At 63.3% G+C, this 17906-nt stretch carries 20 protein-coding genes; 4 read left to right on the top strand and 16 right to left on the bottom strand.

Annotated elements, in window-relative coordinates:
* Position 1 precedes the first annotated feature (1 nt).
* The 5 genes from BM045_RS02485 to BM045_RS02470 form a co-directional block, all read right to left on the bottom strand.
* Positions 2–1132, bottom strand: a complete 1131-nt coding sequence (locus BM045_RS02485) for an ABC transporter permease (protein ID WP_092179403.1) — start codon at positions 1130–1132, stop codon at positions 2–4.
* Positions 1129–2736, bottom strand: coding sequence for an ABC transporter ATP-binding protein (locus tag BM045_RS02480; RefSeq protein ID WP_092179402.1), 1608 nt, complete (start codon positions 2734–2736; stop codon positions 1129–1131). Before BM045_RS02480 ends, BM045_RS02485 begins: the two co-directional genes overlap by 4 nt.
* A 26-nt stretch (positions 2737–2762) precedes the next feature.
* The gene (locus BM045_RS02475) at positions 2763–3767 is read right to left on the bottom strand and encodes a BMP family lipoprotein (RefSeq protein WP_092179401.1); all 1005 of its coding nucleotides are present in this window, start codon (positions 3765–3767) and stop codon (positions 2763–2765) included.
* 195 nt (positions 3768–3962) lie between these two features.
* A complete protein-coding gene (locus tag BM045_RS19265) occupies positions 3963–4085 on the bottom strand; it encodes a hypothetical protein (RefSeq protein WP_280139420.1) in 123 nt (40 codons plus the stop codon).
* Positions 4086–4193: 108 nt separating this feature from the next.
* Positions 4194–4658: an SRPBCC family protein gene (locus BM045_RS02470; protein WP_092179400.1), complete on the bottom strand. Its 465-nt coding sequence runs from the start codon at positions 4656–4658 to the stop codon at positions 4194–4196.
* Between the two features lie 191 nt (positions 4659–4849).
* On the opposite strand from BM045_RS02470, the gene BM045_RS02465 reads away from it, so the two are divergent.
* Genes BM045_RS02465 through BM045_RS02455 form a run of 3 tightly spaced genes read left to right on the top strand, consistent with a single transcriptional unit; the run spans position 4850 to position 8602 of the window.
* Positions 4850–6073, top strand: coding sequence for a cell surface protein (locus tag BM045_RS02465; RefSeq protein ID WP_210184973.1), 1224 nt, complete (start codon positions 4850–4852; stop codon positions 6071–6073).
* 38 nt (positions 6074–6111) lie between these two features.
* Positions 6112–7041 (top strand): DUF6384 family protein, encoded by a 930-nt coding sequence (locus BM045_RS02460; protein ID WP_210184972.1) that lies wholly within the window; start codon positions 6112–6114, stop codon positions 7039–7041.
* A gap of 4 nt (positions 7042–7045) precedes the next feature.
* The gene (locus BM045_RS02455) at positions 7046–8602 is read left to right on the top strand and encodes a coiled-coil domain-containing protein (RefSeq protein ID WP_139198679.1); all 1557 of its coding nucleotides are present in this window, start codon (positions 7046–7048) and stop codon (positions 8600–8602) included.
* A gap of 254 nt (positions 8603–8856) precedes the next feature.
* Here the strand turns inward: BM045_RS02455 and BM045_RS02450 are convergent, their stop codons facing one another.
* Positions 8857–9606: an SDR family oxidoreductase gene (locus BM045_RS02450; RefSeq protein ID WP_092179397.1), complete on the bottom strand. Its 750-nt coding sequence runs from the start codon at positions 9604–9606 to the stop codon at positions 8857–8859.
* Positions 9607–9734: 128 nt separating this feature from the next.
* Here BM045_RS02450 and BM045_RS02445 point away from each other — a divergent pair, with 128 nt between their 5' ends.
* Positions 9735–10130, top strand: a complete 396-nt coding sequence (locus BM045_RS02445; protein WP_244522901.1) for a winged helix-turn-helix transcriptional regulator — start codon at positions 9735–9737, stop codon at positions 10128–10130.
* Here the strand turns inward: BM045_RS02445 and BM045_RS02440 are convergent.
* The 10 genes from BM045_RS02440 to BM045_RS02395 form a co-directional block, all read right to left on the bottom strand.
* A complete protein-coding gene (locus BM045_RS02440; protein ID WP_092179396.1) occupies positions 10127–10525 on the bottom strand; it encodes a VOC family protein in 399 nt (132 codons plus the stop codon). The two genes, BM045_RS02445 and BM045_RS02440, sit on opposite strands and share 4 nt — an antisense overlap.
* A 56-nt stretch (positions 10526–10581) precedes the next feature.
* Complete coding sequence (locus tag BM045_RS02435; protein ID WP_092179395.1) at positions 10582–11340, bottom strand: iron ABC transporter ATP-binding protein; 759 nt, start codon at positions 11338–11340, stop codon at positions 10582–10584.
* Positions 11337–12320, bottom strand: coding sequence for an iron chelate uptake ABC transporter family permease subunit (locus BM045_RS02430; RefSeq protein ID WP_092180813.1), 984 nt, complete (start codon positions 12318–12320; stop codon positions 11337–11339). The genes BM045_RS02435 and BM045_RS02430 overlap by 4 nt, the downstream gene beginning before the upstream one ends.
* A 16-nt stretch (positions 12321–12336) precedes the next feature.
* Entirely contained in the window at positions 12337–13275 is a 939-nt protein-coding gene (locus tag BM045_RS02425) for an ABC transporter permease (protein ID WP_092180810.1), read from the bottom strand.
* Positions 13276–13366: 91 nt separating this feature from the next.
* A complete protein-coding gene (locus BM045_RS02420; RefSeq protein ID WP_244522848.1) occupies positions 13367–14284 on the bottom strand; it encodes a siderophore ABC transporter substrate-binding protein in 918 nt (305 codons plus the stop codon).
* A gap of 161 nt (positions 14285–14445) precedes the next feature.
* Entirely contained in the window at positions 14446–15042 is a 597-nt protein-coding gene (locus BM045_RS02415) for an SCO family protein (RefSeq protein ID WP_092179393.1), read from the bottom strand.
* Positions 15042–15524 (bottom strand): copper chaperone PCu(A)C, encoded by a 483-nt coding sequence (locus tag BM045_RS02410; protein WP_092180808.1) that lies wholly within the window; start codon positions 15522–15524, stop codon positions 15042–15044. The genes BM045_RS02415 and BM045_RS02410 overlap by 1 nt, the downstream gene beginning before the upstream one ends.
* Before the next feature lie 50 nt (positions 15525–15574).
* Positions 15575–15958: a hypothetical protein gene (locus BM045_RS02405; RefSeq protein WP_139198678.1), complete on the bottom strand. Its 384-nt coding sequence runs from the start codon at positions 15956–15958 to the stop codon at positions 15575–15577.
* A gap of 237 nt (positions 15959–16195) precedes the next feature.
* Entirely contained in the window at positions 16196–17107 is a 912-nt protein-coding gene (locus tag BM045_RS02400; protein WP_170848337.1) for a LysR family transcriptional regulator, read from the bottom strand.
* Positions 17108–17139: 32 nt separating this feature from the next.
* Positions 17140–17877 (bottom strand): TSUP family transporter, encoded by a 738-nt coding sequence (locus BM045_RS02395; RefSeq protein WP_092179390.1) that lies wholly within the window; start codon positions 17875–17877, stop codon positions 17140–17142.
* Positions 17878–17906 lie beyond the last annotated feature (29 nt).

Here is a 17906-nt window from a genome sequence, read left to right as displayed (position 1 = left end):
GTCAGCTCTCCGACTTGGCGGTGGAGACCGCAATGGCATCGGCCTTCTGTTCCGGCGAGAACAGCATGAAGGCCCGTTCGAGCGAGGGACGGAACAGGCCTTCCATGGCACCGGTGAAGAGGATCACCAAAGCCTGGATGACGACGATCATTTCGCGGGTGATGCCGGGGATGACGAATTGCAGTTCCTGGCCGCCCTGATAGAGCGCGCCGAACAGTAGCGCTGCGAGCAGGATGCCGATCGGGTGGTTGCGGCCCATCAGCGCCACGGCGATACCGACGAAACCGGCACCGGCGACAAAGTCCAGCACCAGGCGGTTTTGCACGCCCATGACTTCATTGATCGCCACCATGCCGGCCAGCGCACCGGAAATGGTCATGGTGATCATGATCATCTTGGAGTTGGAAATGCCAGCATAGCGCGAGGCGGTCGGATTGGCGCCGAGCACGCGCATGGCATAGCCGAACTTGGTGTGCCAGACGAGAATATAGACCCCGATCAGCGCCAGCACGGCGATGACGATGGAGAGGTTGACCGGCGAATAGCCAAAGAAGGAGAAAAACTGGCGCAGCTGCGGCACGCGACCGGCGACCTCGATGGTTTCCGATTCCGGCGCCATGGTCGAGGCGGGCTTGAGCACGCGATTGACCATATAAACCATCAGCGCCGCGGCGATGAAGTTGAACATGATAGTGGTAATGACGACGTGCGAACCACGCTTGGCCTGCAGCCAGCCGGGCACGAAGGCCCAGAAGCCACCCACCGCGCCAGCGGCAATCACTGCCAGCGGCATGGCGATCAACCAATGGGTCTGGTCGAGCGCCAGCGCCACGACGACGGCGCCTAGGCCGGCCACATAGGCCTGGCCATCGCCACCGATGTTGAACAGGCCGGCCTGCGCGGCGACCGCCACGGCAAGGCCGGTGAAGATGAAATTGGTGGCGTAATACAGCGTGTAGCCGAGGCCTTCGCCATAGCCGAAGGCGCCATAGATGATGACCTGGATGGCGTGGAACGGGTTTTCACCGACCAGCAGCACGACGAGGCCGGAGACGAGGAAAGCCAGCAGGAGATTGATGGCGGGCAGCAGGGCAATGTCGGCCCAGCGCGGAATGGGTCTGCGGGCGCTCATGGTAGGGGTCCCTGTTCGGCAATGCCGAGGCCGCGAGGCGCGTCCTTGCCGATGCCGGCCATCATCAGGCCGAGTTCGCCTTCGGTGGCGGTGGCGGGATCGGCTTCGCCGACGATAACGCCGTCGAACATGACGAGGATGCGGTCCGCCAGCGAGCGGATTTCGTCGAGTTCGACCGAGACGAGCAGGATGGCCTTGCCCTCGTCGCGCATCTTGATGATTTCGTTATGGATGAATTCGATGGCGCCGATATCGACGCCGCGCGTCGGCTGGCCGATGACCAGCACGTCGGGGTCCTGCTCCATCTCGCGGGCCAGCACGATCTTTTGCTGGTTGCCGCCGGAGAACAGCGAGCTCTTGAGGTTGATATTGGCCGGGCGGACGTCGAACAGCTTGATGTGCTCGGCGGCGGCCTTCTTGGCGGCTGATATGTCGAGGAAGGGGCCAGCGCCATATTTTGCATTGCCCTGGTAGCCCAGGATGGCATTTTCCCACTCGGCAAAGGTGGTGACGAGACCCATGCGTTGGCGGTCCTCGGGCACGTGGGCGAGGCCGGCTTCGCGGGCGCGGGCGGCGCCGTCGTCGCCCTTGAGCGAGAGCGCGGTGCCCTTGAGCAGGACATTGCCGGATTTCTGGTCGCGCATGCCGGAGACCGATTCCAGCAATTCGCTCTGGCCATTGCCGGAGACGCCGGCGATGCCGACGATCTCGCCGGCGCGAATGGAGAAGCTCACATCCTTGACGCGGACATGGCCCATGTCGTCGGCGACGACGAGGTTTTGCACTTCGAGCAGGGTGGCGCCGGGATTGGCCGGGGTCTTGTCGACGCGCAACAGCACGCGACGGCCGACCATCAGCTCGGCCAGCTGTTCGGGGCTAGTTTCGCTGGTCTTGACCGTAGCGACCATTTCACCCTGGCGCATGACCGAGACATTGTCGGTAATGGCCATGATCTCGCGCAGCTTGTGGGTGATCAGGATCACCGTCTTGCCCTGTTCGCGCAGGGTTTCGAGCACGCGGAACAGGTCGTCGGCCTCCTTGGGCGTCAAAACGCCGGTGGGCTCGTCGAGAATGAGGGTTTCGGCGCCGCGATAGAGGGCCTTGAGGATTTCGACGCGCTGCTGCTGGCCGACCGAGATATCCTCGATGATGGCATCAGGATCGACCTCGAGGTCGTATTCATGCTCCAGGCGATTGAGTTCCTTGCGGGCGCGATCAAGGCTCGGCTTGATGAAGCCGGAATCCTCGGCACCCAGAATGACGTTTTCGAGGACGGAGAAATTTTCGACCAGCATGAAATGCTGATGCACCATGCCAATGCCGAGCGCCAAAGCGTGGCGGCTGTCGGTGATGGCGTGTTCCTGGCCGTTGACGCGGATCACGCCGCTGTCGGCGGTATAGAAGCCATAGAGGATCGACATCAGCGTCGACTTGCCCGCGCCGTTCTCCCCCACGATGCCGTGGATGGTGCCGCGCGCGACCTTGAGGTCGATGTCCTTGTTGGCGTGAACCGCGCCAAACCGCTTGTTGATCTTCTCAAGCTCGATCGCCCAGCCGTTGGCCGGGACGGTTGCAGCGGCCGTTTCCGGCCGCTGCGTGTTCATGGGGCCATCCTGGCTCATACTGTCGCTTAGAGCGGGCAGGTCGAGTCGGTGGTGTAGTCGTGCACCGTGAGGGTGCCGGCCTGGATTTCGGCGGACAGTTCGTCGACCTTGGCCTTCATGTCATCGGTGATGAGCGAGGCGTTGTTGTCGTCGAGCGCATAGCCAACGCCTTCTTCGCCGAGGCCGAGAACGGTCAGGCCGGGCTTGAAGGTGGCATCGTCTGCCGCTTCGGTCAGCGCGGTCTTGACGGCGACGTCGACGCGCTTGAGCATCGAGGTCAGCACCGAGCCGGGCTGCAAATAGTTCTGGTTGCTGTCGACGCCGATGGAGAACTTGCCGGCATCCTTGGCAGCCTGCAGCACGCCGAGGCCCGAGCCACCAGCAGCGGCGAAGACGACGTCAGCGCCGCCATCGATGGCAGCCTTGGTCAGCTCGCCAGCGGTGACCGGGTCATTCCAGGCAGCCGGGGTGGTGCCGGTGTAGCTTTCGATCAGCTTGACGTCGGGGTTCACGGCCTTGGCGCCCTGAGCATAACCACAGTAGAACTTGTGGATCAGCGGAACGTCCATGCCGCCGACGAAGGCGACAGTGCCGGTTTCGGACTTGAGGGCAGCCAGAGCGCCGACCAGGAACGAGCCAGTGTGCTCATCGAAGACGATCGACTGCACGTTTGGTGCGTCGACGACGGTGTCGATGACGACGAAATTGGTGTCGGGGAATTCGGCAGCGACGGTGGTCAGCGCAGCGGTCCAGGAGAAGCCAGCCATGACGATCGGGTTTGCACCCTGACCGGCGAAGCGGCGCAGGGCCTGTTCGCGCTGGGCATCGTTCTGCAGCTCGAGATCAAGGAAGGAACCACCGGTTTCCTTCTTCCACTCTTCGGCGCCGTTATAGGCAGCTTCGTTGAACGACTTGTCGAACTTGCCGCCCAGATCATAGATCACGGCGGGATCAGCAAGGGCAGCGCCGGTGAGGACCGCGGAAAGCGCGATGCCGCCAGCAATGGCCTTGGTAAAGGTGGTGAGTTTCATTGATCAGTCTCCCTGTATCGCACATGAGCGCTGGCGCATGCTGCCAGCGGACATTCCCTGTGCGCTAGCGAAAGATACAATCGTGCAAACCGCGCGCCTGCAAGAGGGAATCGAGCAATTTTTTCCGGTTGGTCAAAATTTGGTCAGTGTGCCCACAGGTGAGGGCCGCGATTGCCGCGCGCTTGGGCGAAGAGTTTAGAAGCGGGCCAAAAGCGAGGTGAAAATCTGGTTGAGATCGGCATCGGCATAGAGCACGGCGAGAATCGCCAGCGAGGCGATGGCGAAGAGGGCTAAGGTGTCGCGGGTCTTGGCGGTCATCTGGGATTTGCTTCAAATTGGCGAAGTGGCGTTAGCCGTTTGATAACCCAGGATGGCGCGTCCGATTGTGATGCTTTGAGGGCAGAGCCGAACGTGGTTAGCGGGTGGTTAAGACGGCGGCAGCGGCGTCACCGCGGCGCCCATGGCGGTGCCGAAGCGCTCGAAGAAGCCGTCGATGATCTTTTGCGCCGAATTGCCGATGATGGCCTTGCCCAGCTTCATGATCTGACCCGAGGCGCCGCCATGGGCGGTAAAGACCAGCAGCGTATCATCACCCTGGTCGGCAAGGACGATATCGGCGGAGCCTTCGGCCATGCCGAGCAGGCCGCCCTTGCCGCGGCCGCTCAAGGTATAGCGTTCGGCGGGGACGATATCGGACAGCGTCAGCTCGCCGCCGAAGGTCGGATGCAGCATGCCGAGATTGACCTTGATCTCGAGATCGAGCGCGGTTTCGCTGGCCCATTCGATCTTGTGGCAGCCGGGAATGGCGGCCTTGAGCATTTCGGTATCGTTGAGCGCGGCCCAGACGGCGACCCGCGGGGCGGCAATGATATAGCGACCACCGAAATCCATTAGCGGGCCGCCCCAATAAGGCCTTGATGCGCCATGAAAGAATTGCTCGCCATGTCGTGGTGTCCCGCTCTTTACGTGCGGCTTTTTCGCACCAATATGGTCTAAATAGTTGCTGCGGGGACTTGTTGCAATTGTATGCGACGGCACGAGCAGCGATCTATAGCCAACAGGCGAAATACGGGGAGCGAAGAATGGCCAATGAAGTGACCACTGCACCAGAGACCAAGCTGGCTCCTGCCGCCATGACGGAGAAGCCGCTGCAGTATCTGGACAAGGCCGTCAACGCCATCCGCGACCTCGGCGTGTGGCCGGAACAGCAGGGCGAACAGCCGATTACCGGCCTGCTGAGCCAGATCACCGAGCTGGATGAAACCCGCGTCGTGTTGATCGGCCGGACCTTGAGCCAGGCTTCGGCCTTCAACGAAGTGGTGCGCGAGCAGATCGCCGCGATGAAGATCGGCGAGCGCTACGAAGAAATCACCAAGGGTTTCGATTCCATCCGCGACGATGCCAAGGGCATGGTCGACCAGCTGGCCGACAACAAGCTCGACATGCTGGAGCGCGCCAGCAATGTCTGGATGAAGGTCAGCCGCGGCGACATCGCCACGCGCTTCAACAAGATCCGCGACACCTACCTGGCCGTCACCAAGGACACCAAGGACCAGATTGACCGCGAACACACCATTCTTGAAGCCTATCGCGACTTCCGCGGCGCGCTGAAGCAGGCCGAGGTGATGGCGCTCGAAGTGCTGGAAGTTGCCGAAAAGCGCCTGGGTGACAAGAAGGTCATTCTTGACGCGGCATCGACCGCCGTCGGCACTTATGCCGGCACCGTGCCGGCCGATCGTGCGCGTCTCGAAATGGATCGCGACGAAAAGCTGCGCGACATGCAGAACGAGGAAAAGCGCTACCAGATCGCCAAGGACCTCTCGGACAATCTGACCATTTCCTACAATACCTCGGAAGTGGTGATGGCGCGGCTGATGCAGACGACCAATGCCAAGGAGCGGGTCTACCAGCAGTCGATCTCGTTCTTTTCGACCAATGAGACGGTGCTCACGGCGCTCAGCGCCTCGTTCACCGGGATGTTTGGGCTGCATGAATCGACCGAGACGCTCAACGCCATGAAGGAGGGGATGAGCAAGTCGCTCGAGACCCTCAGCGAAATCGGCGACAAGGTGCAGGAAGAGGCCGTGCGCGCGGGCTATGGCCCGACGGTGCGCGCCGATGCGGTCAAGAAGCTGGTGGATTCGGTGGTCAACTTCCAGGAGAAGAGCCGCACCATCATCAACGAAATGCGCGTCGCCTCGACCAAGAATTCGGCAGAAATCCGCGACGCGGTGGAAGACGGCAAGCGGCGCCTGGCGACTTTGGCCGCCGAGGGCAATGCCCTGCTGCTCGAAACGAAGAACTAGAGGAACCGGACCACGGGTGAACGCCAACGATGAGTGACGTGACAGCGAAGCCCGCTGCGCCCCTGGATGAAGTCATGCTGGCGATGGACGTGGTCGACACGCTCCGTCACCGGCAGGACCTTGCCACGCGCGAGCTTGCCGGCGTCACCCGCGAACAGCAGCTGATCGACAAGCTGCGCGACATCTATCACCAGCAGGGTATCGAGGTTCCCGACCATATCCTCAAGGAGGGCGTGGCGGCGCTGCAGGAAAGCCGTTTCGTCTATGATCCGCCCAAGCCCGGCTTTGGCACCAGCATGGCCCGGCTCTATGTCGGCCGCAAACGCTGGGGCAAGCCGGTCGGCGCGGCGCTGGTAGCGCTGCTGGTGCTGTCGGTCGGCTATTTCGGCGCCTGGCAGCCGTATCAGCGCGGCCAGGCCGAGGCGGCGCGGATTGAGCTCAGTGAAGGCGTGCCAGCGCGGCTCGATGCGCTGTATCAGACGATTTTCGAAGAGACCAAGGTGCAAAAGGCCGTGGTGCAGGCCGAGGGCCTGCGCAATCGCGGCAAGGCCTATGCGGCCGAGGGTAATAGCGTCGCGGCCGAAAAGGCCGTGGCCGACCTCACCGCTTTGCGCGACGCGCTGCGCCAGGACTATTCGCTGCGGGTGGTCAATCGCGCCGATGTGCAATCGGGCTTCTGGACCATTCCCGAGGTCAATACCGCCGCGACCAACTATTACATCGTCGTCGAGGCGCTGGACGCCGACGGCAATGCGCTGGACCTGCCGATCCTCAATGAGGAAACCGGGCAGACCGAAGTGGTCGCCACCTGGGGCGTGCGGGTGCCGGAAAGCGTCTATGACAGCGTGGCTGCCGACAAGCGCGACGACGGCATCATCCAGAACAATGAAATCGGCCGCAAATCGAGCGGTTTCCTCGATGTCGAATATAGCCTGCCCGTGCTCGGCGGCGCAGTAACGCGGTGGTAAAGCAATGAGCATCCGCGGACCCGAAGCTTTGGCCAGTCTAGACGAGGCGATGCGCGACATCCGCCGCGAGGAAGAGGATATTGCCAAGCGCCTTGCCCGCTCGTCGGAAAAGCTGGGCAAGATCCGCGAGAACGAGGCTGAGCTGTTCCGCCAGCTGGCGCAGCTGCGGCTCGACCCGACAATCCAGGCCGAACTCGATGGCCGGATTTCGACGGCCGAGGCCAAGGCGCGCGACATGCTCAAGGCGCATGCCAAGGAGCTGAGCACGGCGGAAAAGGCCGTGGGTGATGTGGACGCTGCCCTTGCTCGCCTGACCGCCGAGCGCACCGAGGCGCTCAAGTCTTTCGAAGGGCATCAGGGCGAGCTGAAGGCTTTGGCAACCAGGCTGGGCCCGACGATTGCGCGCGAACCGGGCTTTGCCGGCAAGCGGCAGGCGGCCAGTGAAATGGCCGAGATTGCCGCGCAGAGCATGCGCAAGACCGAACAGGCCGAGGCCGACCGCGAGCAGAAGGGCAAGCCCTACCGCGACGATGCGCTGTTCATGTATCTGTGGGAGGCCGGCTATGGCACGGCCAGCTATCGCGCGAACAATTTCATCCGTTTCCTCGACAGCAAGGTCGCGGACCTGATCGGCTTTGCCAAGGCGCGGCCCAATTTTGCCATGCTGAACGAGATCCCGCTGCGGCTGCGCGAGCATGCCGAGCGGCAGATCGAGAATGCCGCGCTGGCCGAAGAAGAACTGGACACGCTCGAGACCGAGGCAATCGACAATGCCGGCGGCAAGCCGATGCGCGAGGCCATGGCGACGGCGCAGGCACGGATCGATGCACTGGATGCCGAGATCGTCGCTACCGAAGACCGCCGCGACGAGGCGACCAGGACGGTGGGGCAGCTGTCGCAGGGCGGCAATCCGGCGGTCGAAGGCGCGCTGGGCGAATTGGCAGCCGCGCTGGGCCGCGAGGATATCCAGACCCTGCTGGCCGAGGCACGGCTGACCCGCACCGGACAGGACGACACGATCGTCGCCCAGATCGACGATGCGCGGGCCCGTTCCAAGGAAGAGGCTGGCGAGACGCGCGAGCTGAACGAACGGCTCAAGACCCTGGCGGCGCGGCGGCGCGAGCTGGAAGACATTCAGTGGGAATTCAAGAAGCAGCGGTTCGATGATCCGCGCTCGACCTTCCGCGACGACAAGCTGGTGGGCGACGTGCTCAACGACTTCCTGCGCGGTGGGATTTCGGCGGCGAGCTATTGGGACCAGTGGCGGCGCAGCCAGAACTGGAGCGCCGGGACCTCGGATTGGGGCGGCGGCGTGGGCCTACCGAACAATGGCCGGCAGCGTTCGAATTCGCCGTGGCCGAATGGTGGCGGCAGCACGATGAACTGGCCCGACAACAGCTTCGGCGGCGGCGGCAAGTCCAAGCCACGCGGCCCCTCGGGCGGTGGTTTTGGCGGCGGCTGGGGTGGTGGATCGAGCAGCGGTGGCGGGTTCTCGCGGCCGCGCACGGGGTCTACGGGGACGCGCAAGCATGGCGGGTTCAAGACGGGTGGCGGTTTTTAGGGGCGGCTGCCCGCTGCCTGCCTCCAACCCATCCCAATTCTCGATGTCATCCCGGCCTTGAGCCGGGATACATCTCGATATGGTTCAACAGCCGCAAGGTGGTCTGAACGATCGACCTTGCGGCTATGGATTGACCTCAGGATGGACCCCGGCTCAAGGCCGGGGTGACACCGTGGGTGTGGCGCATACCCTGGAAGGCCCCCTCACCCGGCGCTGCGCGCCGACCTCTCCCCCAAAGGGAGAGGTAAGGAAGGTTATGCCGGGTTGATGAAACCGAACACGGTCGCGTAATTGCCGGTCTGTTCGGCAAAGCGCTGGCGATGCACCCGCTGCACCAGCACTTCGCCATTTTCAGGCGACCCGGCCAAGAGGGTCATGGTTTCGGCGATGTAGTCGGCCAGCGGCATGGCATTGGGGTCCCTAGCCTGCTGTTCGCCCATCAGGGTCGTCTGCACATAGGGGGGCGCGATTTCGACCACCTCAACCGCCGTCTTGCGCAGCTGGTAGCGCAGCGACTGGGTGTAGGAATGAATGGCCGCCTTGGTGGCGCCATAGGTCGGGGTCGAGGCCCGGGGCACAAAGGCCAGGCCCGACGAGACGGTGAGGATTGTCGCCTTCGGCTGGGCCAGCAGATGCGGCAGCAGGGCCGAGGTCAGCCGGATGGGACCGAGCAGGTTGGTGGCAATGGTGTCTTCGGCGATGGAGAGATAGTCGCCGCCCACAACATCCTCATCGACCATGATGCCGGCATTGTTGATAACGGCATTGAGCGCCGGGAAAGACTCGGTCACCTGCTTGCCGAAAGCGGCAATGCTCTCGGCGTCGGCCATGTCGACGGTAAAGGCCGCAATGCCGGGATTGGCCGCGACCACTTCGTCCAGCGCGGACTGGCGGCGGCCGGAGATGATCACCTGATTGCCCTGGGCGTGGAAGGCTTCGGCGAGGCCGCGGCCAATGCCCGAACCGCCGCCGGTGATGAGGATGGTATTGCCTGTGGTCTGCATCGAAAGTCTCCTTGCTCTTGCGTGAGGCAGACTTAGGCCCCATACTCTCCAACTGAAAGTAGGCGCTTGAAAGAGCGATACATACCCAACGGAGAGTGTCATTGAATCCGGTCGTTTCCGCGCCAAGAATTTATAATTGGGATGACCGCAAGGGTGCACAGCCGCTCGATCCGGCGCTCGATGGGCTGGTGAAGGACATTATCGGCAAGGTGGCGGACAAGTGGACCATGCTGATTTTGGAAGCGCTGGCCGATCACGGCACGCTGCGCTTCAGCGATGTCGGCCGCAAGGTGGGCGATATCAGCCAGAAGATGCTGACCAAGACCCTGCGGCAGATGGAAGAGGACGGGCTGGTGCAGCGCGTGGTGCATCCGGTGATCCCACCACATGTCGACTATAGCCTGACCGAAATGGGCGGCAGTCTGGGCGGGGCGTTCTGCGGCGTCTGGCTATGGGCCGAGGCGCACCATGCCCAGATCGAGGCCAGCCGCAAGGCTTTTGCCGCGCGGAACGCGGCCGTCTAGTTGGCCGGCGGCTGGGCCATCAATTCCCAGACATTGCCTTCGCTATCCTCGAAATAGGCGGAATAGCCCCATTCGCTTTGCGTGCCATCGGTGAGGATGGCGCCACCGGCGATCAATACCTTGCGCAGGATGTCGTCGACCTCGGCGGGGCTCCCGGCCTGATGGCTGAGGACGAAGCCCGGCGTGCCGGCCACGGCAACATCCTTGCCGGCGGTCTGGGCGATCTGTTCGCGCGGGAAGAGAACGAAGGAAAGGTCATTGGGGAAGAAGAAGGCGACATGGTCCTCGCCCGCCGCGATCTGGTCATCGGCCAGTTCGAACAGCGCACGATAGAAGGTGAAGGCCCGCTCGAGGTCATCGACGCCGATGGTGATGATGGAAATCGATGGCTTCATGGCGACGCTCCTTATGACCGGCGCACCCTAGACAGGTCGCGCCCGGAGGTCACCCCTCAGCCGTAATAAACCGCGATCCGCTGGCCATCGATCTCATGCACCTTGATGTCCATGTCGTAGATCGACGCCAGAACCTCGGGGACGATCATCGCTGCGGGATTGCCCTGGGCGGCCAGCTTGCCGTGTTTCATCGCGACGATATGGTCGGAGTACCAGGAGGCGAAGTTGATGTCGTGCAGCACCAGCACGACGGTCTTGCCCAGCTCATTGGCGGCCTTGCGCAGCAGGCGCATCATGGATGCCGCGTGCTTCATGTCGAGATTGTTGAGCGGCTCGTCGAGCAGGACATAGTCGGTGTCCTGGCACAGCACCATGGCGACGAAAGCACGCTGGCGCTGACCGCCGGAGAGTTCGTCGAGGAAGCGGTCGGCGAGATCGAAGAGGTTCAGATAGCCGATGGCCTGGTCGATATGGGTCCTGTCGTCTTCGGTCAGGCGGCCCTTGGAATAGGGATAGCGGCCGAAGCTGACGAGGTCGCGCACGGTCAAGCGTGCGGTCATGTGATTGTCCTGGCGAAGGATGGAGAGGCGCTTGGCCAGCACGTCGCTGGGCGCCTTGGTGATATCCATACCGTCGACGGTCACGGTGCCCTTGTCCATCGACATCAGCCGGCTGACCATCGACAGGAAGGTCGACTTGCCGGCGCCATTGGGGCCGATGATCGAGGTGATGCCGCCCGCAGGAAGGGTGACGGAGACGCCGTCGACCACGCAGGAGGAACCGTAATTCTTGGTGACGCCTTCGGCGACGATCATCGCGCGGCCCTCCGCAGAACGAGAATGATGAAGACGACACCGCCGAGGAATTCGATGATGATCGAGAGCGCGGTATCGAAGGCGAAAACGCGTTCGAGTACGGTCTGGCCGCCGACGAGGCAGGTGATGGCGAGCAGCACAGCGGCCGGCAGGACATAGCGGTGCCGCGACGTGCCCACCAGCGAATGGGCGAGGCTGGCGACGAGCAGGCCGAAGAAGGTGATCGGGCCGACCAGCGCGGTTGAGACGGCAACCAGCACCGAGACCAGCATCAGGATGATGACCACGGTACGCTTGTAGTCGACGCCGAGGTTGATGGCCTGGGCGCGGCCAAGCGACAGGACGTCGAATGTATGGCCCAGCCGCCAGGCGATGAGGCTGACTACGGCGACGATGGCGGTGGCGACCAGCAGCAGCGTCGTATCGACGGTGGCGAAGCTGGCGAAGAATGAGTCCTGCAGCACGTTGAAGGCATTGGGATCGAGCATGCGCTGCATGAATTGGCTGAGGCTGCGGAACAGGATGCCGAAGACGATGCCGACCAGCACCAGCAGGGTCAGGCTGCGCTCCTCGCCGAGGAACAGCCAGCGGAACAGCAGGCCGGAAAATGCCACCATGACCACGATCTCGACGCCGAACTGCAGCTGCGGATCAAGCCAGGTCAGCGCGCCGACACCGAGGAAGAAGACAATGGCGGTCTGCAGCAGGATGTAGAGCGCGTCGAAGCCCATGATCGAGGGGGTGAGGATGCGGTTGTTGGTGACGGTCTGGAACAGCACGGTCGAGACGGCAACCGAATAGGCGACGAGGAAGAGCGCGAGCAGCTTCCTGCCACGGAAGGGCAGGACGAAGCTCCAGCTGCCCTTGGCGCCGAGCGTCATGAAACAGGCGATTGAGACCAGCGCCAGGACCGCGAGAATGATCAGCGCGAGTGCCTGGCGCGACAGGCCGGAGATGCGGCCGACACCGGGCGCGGGCATGATGGCGGTGGCTGGATCAGGCTGCATGGCGACGCGTCCGCAGCAGGAGATAAAGGAAGATGGCGCTGCCGATGACGCCGACGACGACGCTGATCGGGATTTCATAGGGGTAGCGGATCAGGCGGCCGAGGATATCGCAGGCCAAAACGAACCCCGCGCCCATCACCGCCACCCAGGGCACGGTGCGGCGCATATTGTCGCCGACCATCAGGCTGACCAGATTGGGGATGATCAGGCCGAGGAATGGGATGGAGCCAGCCGACACCAGCACCACGGCGCTGATCAACGAGACGAGGACAAGGCCGAGCACCATGACCTGCTGGTAGTTGAGGCCGAGATTGGTGGTGAAATCCTTGCCCATGCCGGCGACAGTGAAGCGGTCGGCAAAGATATAGGCCAGCACGCCGCAGCCGAGGCCGATCCACAGCAGCTCGTAATTGCCGCGCAGGATGCCGGAGAAGTCCCCCATGGTCCAAGCCAGCAGTGAGGGCAGCAGCTCGAAGCGATAGGCAAAGAAACTGGTGACGGCGCCGATGATGCCGCCCAGCATGATGCCGACCAGCGGCACCAGCATCACGTCGCGCAAGGGCACGGCACGCAGGATGCGGAGGAACAGCGCCGTGCCGGCCAGGGCAAAGCCGGCCGAGATCAGCATCTTGCCCATCAGCGGCCAGCCGGGCACGAAAATCGTGGCAACGAGAAAACCGAGGCTGGCGGATTCAGTGGTGCCGGCGGTCGAGGGTTCGACGAAGCGATTGCGCACCACCATCTGCATGACGAGACCCGCCACGGCCATGGACGAGCCGGCGAGGATGATTGCGAGGGTGCGCGGGACGCGGCTGATCAGGAGGACCTGCATGGCGCGGCCCTCCGAACTGCCCGACAGCAGGGTCGCAACCGATACGTCGCTGACACCGACAAACAGGCTGATGGCGGCCAGGGCCAGGGTCGCCATCACGGCGAGGATGAGCAGGCGCACCGGTCAACCTTCCACTGCAAGAAAAGGCCCGGGCGCCATTGGCACCCGGGCAGATCGATCGGCCAGCTTAGCTGTTGAGACCGGCAATGACCTGGTCAAGCAACTGCATCACGCCCTGATAGCCATGCATGGTGATATAGGCAGGCTGGGGATCGAGATAGACGACGTGACCTTCCTTGGCAGCCGTGGTCTGGTTGACCAGCTCGTTGTCGAGCAGGGCCATTGCGGCAGCATTGCCGCCGGTGCCGACGCCAGCGTCGCGGTCGACGACAAACAGCCAGTCGGGATTGGTTTCGAGGATGAATTCGAAGGAGACGCCGTCGCCACCGTGATCGCCGTCTTCGACGTCAGCCATGGCCGAGGGAATGCCGACCTGGTTGTGGATCCAGGCGACGCGGCTATCCGGGCCATAGACGCCGACATTGCCGGCATTGGTGACGAGCACCAGTGCATTGCCCTTGCCTTCGGCAGCAGCCTTGGCTTCGGCGACCTTGGCGTCGAGCGCAGCGTTCAGCTCGGTTGCCTTGGCCTCGAGGCCGAAGATTTCGCCGAGACGGGTCAGGTTGCCCTTGATGCCACCGATGATGTCGGAATTGTCGGCCAGCGACATGTCGACAGTCGGCAGGATGTCCTTGGCGGTCGGATATGCGGCAGCCGAACGGGCGCTGACGAAGTAGACGTCGGATTCGGAAGCGGCAATGCCCTCGAAATCGGGCTCGAACAGCGATCCGAGCTGCAGCGCGTCAGCAGCAACCGCGCCAGCGAGGTAGGAGGGCGTATTGCCAGTCGGCACGCCGGCGACCGGAACGCCAAGCGCCGTCAGATTGTCGAACGTGGCCCAGTCCTGCACCAACACCTTGGACGGCACGCCTGGCAGGGTGGTTTCGCCCTGGGCATGGGTGACGGTGATCTCCTGCGCCATGGCGAGGCTCGTCATGGACAGTGCGCCAGCAAGGGCCGCGGCGAGAATGGTGGTGTGCTTCACGAGGGGCTTCCAATCCAGAAAGGTGAACGGGAGCGCGATCAATGTTGATGACGCCTGTCCGGTTTGGTAGCCGCGTGAACCAGGCGAGTCAAAAGATAAGATGACGCAGCGTGTCATCTTTAAAGTGCCCGATCCGAATTTAACCGGATCGGGCCATCTGACTACGACTTGGCTAACAGATTGCGCAGCTTGCCGAGCGCTGTCGCCGTGTCTTCGCGGTAGGCGATTGTGCCGGAAAACTCGCCCTGCTTGTCGAGCAGGAAGACCGAGGCGGTGTGATCCATGGTGTAATCGCCGCCTTCGAGCGGGACCTTTGCGGCATAGACGGCCCAGGCTTTGATGGCCTTTGCCGTCTCGTCGGGCGTGCCGACGAGGCCGGTGACCTTGCCGGTCCAGGCGACATAATCGCCGAGTACCGCGGCGGTATCGCGCTCCGGATCTACGGTGACGAAATAGGCGTTGAGGTCCTTGGCCTCGTCGCCCAGCGTCTCATACCAGGAGGCGATTTCGGCCAGCGAGGTCGGGCAGACTTCGGGGCAATGGGTGAAGCCGAAGAACAGGATCGACGGCTTGCCGTTGAAGCTGTCGCGGGTAAAGGGTTCGCCGGCAACGGTTTTCAGCTGGTAGTCGCCATGACCGAGGCCGGCCGCCTGGGCAGAGCGGGTGGTGGCGGCATAGGCGTAAAAGCCTGCGGCCACCAGAGCGACCACCGCCACCAGAGCCCAAAGGCCGGTGCGGACGCGTGAAAGCGCAGCCATCAGTGGGCATGCCCGGCGGCGGGCGCGTCGGCGGCCGAGGTCATCACCGGCAGCTCGACATCGACCGTGCCGGCCTTCTCAAAGGTCAGGGTCACGGTGACCTTTTCGCCTTCGACGAAGGCCTGGTTGAGACCCATGAACATCAGATGGAAACCACCGGGTGCAAGGGTCACGGTTTCGCCGGCGGGGATTTCGAGGCCATCGGCCAGCGCCCGCATCTTCATAACGTCGCCTTCCATGGCCATTTCGTGAATCTGGGTTTCCTTGGCAGCGCTGGAGGTGGCGGAGACTAGCCGATCAGCCTCGGTGCCGGTGTTTTCAATGGTCAGGAAGCCGCCGCCGACCGGGGCATTGGGCAGGGTGGCGCGGGTGAACGAGCCGGAAATATTGAGCGGGCCGAGATGGATGACGCCGTTATGGGCGAAGGCAGGCGTGACGATGAGGATAGCGGCCGCAAGAGCGGTGCGAAGCAGACGGATCATGATGAGCATTCCGGTTTCGAAAGGGGTCTGATGGCGCAAGCGCCGGGAAATCAGACCGCAGCCGGAGGGGCGCGGGGACCGCTGGGCGGCGCCGTCTGCGCGGGCAGAAACGCCTGCGTGACCGGCGGCAAGGTTGCGGCGACGGCGATGATATCGAGACCGGCCGGCAGGACGGTGAGGCTGGGCAGGATGAGGTCCTGCTTGCCGATGCCGGCGGCGGGGCATTTGGCGATGGAGATATCGCTGTCGTCGCCGGTAGCGCCCTGGGGCGTGCAGAGCACCCAGCCGGTGGTGGTGGTGGTATAGCCGAGCTCTTCGAACACCAGCTGGCTGGCGCGGGCCTGATGCAATGGCGCCAGCAGCGTCAGCAGATAGATGGCCAGCACGGCGAGTGCCGTCCCGATCTCTCTGGTGATGCTGCGTCTGGTGTGCATGGCGGCAGTCATAGATTGTCGGCGCGGCGGGTGGAAGGGGTGAAGTGTCGCAATCAGATCGCCCGATGATCCGGGTCAACCATCACACCACCCGACCCCTCTGGGGCCACCCTCCCCATTCAGGGGAGGGAGAGGAGAGTTCAGCGGCCTCGATGCCCCTTAACCCTCCCCCGTGTGGGGAGGGTGGCCCCCGTAGGGGGTCGGGTGGGGGGGTGGGTTTAAGCGCCGGCCTCACGGCTAAACACTAGGGACATAGGTCTCGCTGCACAGCGCGATGAAGCTTTTCATTGCGGCCGACAGCGGACTGGTCTTGCGGCGGGCGACCAAGAGTTGGCGCAGGGCCCAGGGTTCGGCGAGCGGGGCGCAGACCAGGTCGGTGCCGGCAAGGAGATGGAGGCTTGTCGAGCGGAGGAAACCGATGCCGAAGCCGGCTTCAACCATGCGCACCAGGGCTGGGAAGCTCTCAACGCGGACGCTTTCGACCAATGGCTTGCCGGCCTTTTCGGAGGCTTCGCCGAGCAGGCGATTAAGCGAGCCGACCTGATGGATGCCGACGATGGGGTGGTCCATCACCTGGGCAAACTGGATATCCTTGCGCGGCTCGATGCTGGCGGCCAGCGGGTGATCAGGTGGCGCGAGAACCCAGACGCGATCGTCCTCGAAGGGTTTGATCTCGAAGCGGGTGAAGTCGTAATTGTCCGAAACAATCGCCACATCCGCCCTGCCCTCGTCGAGCGCCAGTAGCGCCTTTGCGGCCATCATTTCCTGGATATCGAGGGTGATGCCAGGATGCTTGGCGGCATAGCGCGCCAGAAGCTCCGGCAGGCGGCCGGTTAGTGCCGAGCTGGTGCAGGCGAGCCGCAGGCTGCCGCGCAGGCCGGAGCCGAAATCGGCCATCACCACGTCGAGATCGGCAATGGAGCGGAGCACCAGCCGGCAGCCTTCGGCATAGGCCTCGCCGGCGCTAGTCAGTTTGACGCCCTGGGCCGAACGATCGAACAGCACGACGCCAAGCCGGCTTTCGAGATCGGAGACGCGGCGGCTGACAGCCGAGGAGGCAATGCCCTCGCGCTCTGCGGCGCGGCCGATCGAGCCGGTTTCGGCCAATAAAAGAATGAGGCGCGCCGTAACGCTATCAAAAGGTGCCATGTCGTCTCCCGAGGGCACCATACTGATCGGCGTCAGATCAGCAAGGAAATGCCGCGCGCCATATAGAAAATCCCGATGGCGGTGACCACCCAGCGGGTCCATTTGCGGAAATTGGCATCGGTCAGGCGCTGCAGTATCCAATGGCCGGCGCTGGTGCCGGCGATGGCGAAGGGCGCGGCCATGGCAATGGCGAACCATTCGAAGGGCGTCAGGATGCCGGCGGCGCCCCAGTAGAACACAACCTTGGAGGCATGCGAGATGACCTGGGTGGCGGCCTTGGTGGCGACGATGGCGCGGCGGTCCATCATGGTGCGGATGAAGAAAATGTCGACGGTGGGGCCCGAGACGCCGACGGCGAGGTTAAGGCCGCCGCCGAGCAGGCCGCACAAAAAGGCGTGATGCGGCTTGCTGGCATCGAGAGCCAGCCAGTCCTTGGGAATCCAGACCAGGATGGGCATCAGACCGATGGCGATGCAGACCGTGGCGAGATCGGGCGTGTAGCGCACGATCCAGAGGATGACACCGGCAGCGACGAGGCCGAGGGTGATAAAGCCGAGGATTTTCCAGTCGATGAAGGCGCGGGAAAAAATGGCGCGCGAGCCATTGGCGATGATCTGGATAGCGCCCTGCACGGCAATGGCGGTGCCGACCGGCAGGATCATCAGGAGGATGCCGAGCAGGACGAGGCCACCTGCCATGCCGAAGACGCCCGAGAGGGTCGAGGTCAGGAAGACCGAGAACAGCAGGGCAATGGCAATCGGCAGGCTCATGCGAAAATCCTTTGTGTCACAAAGGCTTC

This window comes from Devosia sp. YR412 (assembly GCF_900110945.1).
Classification (GTDB): domain Bacteria; phylum Pseudomonadota; class Alphaproteobacteria; order Rhizobiales; family Devosiaceae; genus Devosia.
Note: the sequence above shows the minus strand (reverse complement) of the source record. Positions and strands in the feature narration are given on the sequence as shown.

Bases quoted from the DNA above. Each gene is read 5' to 3' on its own strand.
- BM045_RS02485 (WP_092179403.1), bottom strand. From the start codon at position 1,132: ATGAGCGCCCGCAGACCCATTCCGCGCTGGGCCGACATTGCCCTGCTG.
- BM045_RS02480 (WP_092179402.1), bottom strand. From the start codon at position 2,736: ATGAACACGCAGCGGCCGGAAACGGCCGCTGCAACCGTCCCGGCCAAC.
- BM045_RS02475 (WP_092179401.1), bottom strand. From the start codon at position 3,767: ATGAAACTCACCACCTTTACCAAGGCCATTGCTGGCGGCATCGCGCTT.
- BM045_RS19265 (WP_280139420.1), bottom strand. From the start codon at position 4,085: ATGACCGCCAAGACCCGCGACACCTTAGCCCTCTTCGCCATCGCCTCG.
- BM045_RS02470 (WP_092179400.1), bottom strand. From the start codon at position 4,658: ATGGATTTCGGTGGTCGCTATATCATTGCCGCCCCGCGGGTCGCCGTC.
- BM045_RS02465 (WP_210184973.1), top strand. From the start codon at position 4,850: ATGGCCAATGAAGTGACCACTGCACCAGAGACCAAGCTGGCTCCTGCC.
- BM045_RS02455 (WP_139198679.1), top strand. From the start codon at position 7,046: ATGAGCATCCGCGGACCCGAAGCTTTGGCCAGTCTAGACGAGGCGATG.
- BM045_RS02450 (WP_092179397.1), bottom strand. From the start codon at position 9,606: ATGCAGACCACAGGCAATACCATCCTCATCACCGGCGGCGGTTCGGGC.
- BM045_RS02440 (WP_092179396.1), bottom strand. From the start codon at position 10,525: ATGAAGCCATCGATTTCCATCATCACCATCGGCGTCGATGACCTCGAG.
- BM045_RS02435 (WP_092179395.1), bottom strand. From the start codon at position 11,340: ATGATCGTCGCCGAAGGCGTCACCAAGAATTACGGTTCCTCCTGCGTG.
- BM045_RS02430 (WP_092180813.1), bottom strand. From the start codon at position 12,320: ATGCCCGCGCCCGGTGTCGGCCGCATCTCCGGCCTGTCGCGCCAGGCA.
- BM045_RS02425 (WP_092180810.1), bottom strand. From the start codon at position 13,275: ATGGCGACCCTGGCCCTGGCCGCCATCAGCCTGTTTGTCGGTGTCAGC.
- BM045_RS02415 (WP_092179393.1), bottom strand. From the start codon at position 15,042: ATGGCTGCGCTTTCACGCGTCCGCACCGGCCTTTGGGCTCTGGTGGCG.
- BM045_RS02410 (WP_092180808.1), bottom strand. From the start codon at position 15,524: ATGATCCGTCTGCTTCGCACCGCTCTTGCGGCCGCTATCCTCATCGTC.
- BM045_RS02405 (WP_139198678.1), bottom strand. From the start codon at position 15,958: ATGCACACCAGACGCAGCATCACCAGAGAGATCGGGACGGCACTCGCC.
- BM045_RS02400 (WP_170848337.1), bottom strand. From the start codon at position 17,107: ATGGCACCTTTTGATAGCGTTACGGCGCGCCTCATTCTTTTATTGGCC.
- BM045_RS02395 (WP_092179390.1), bottom strand. From the start codon at position 17,877: ATGAGCCTGCCGATTGCCATTGCCCTGCTGTTCTCGGTCTTCCTGACC.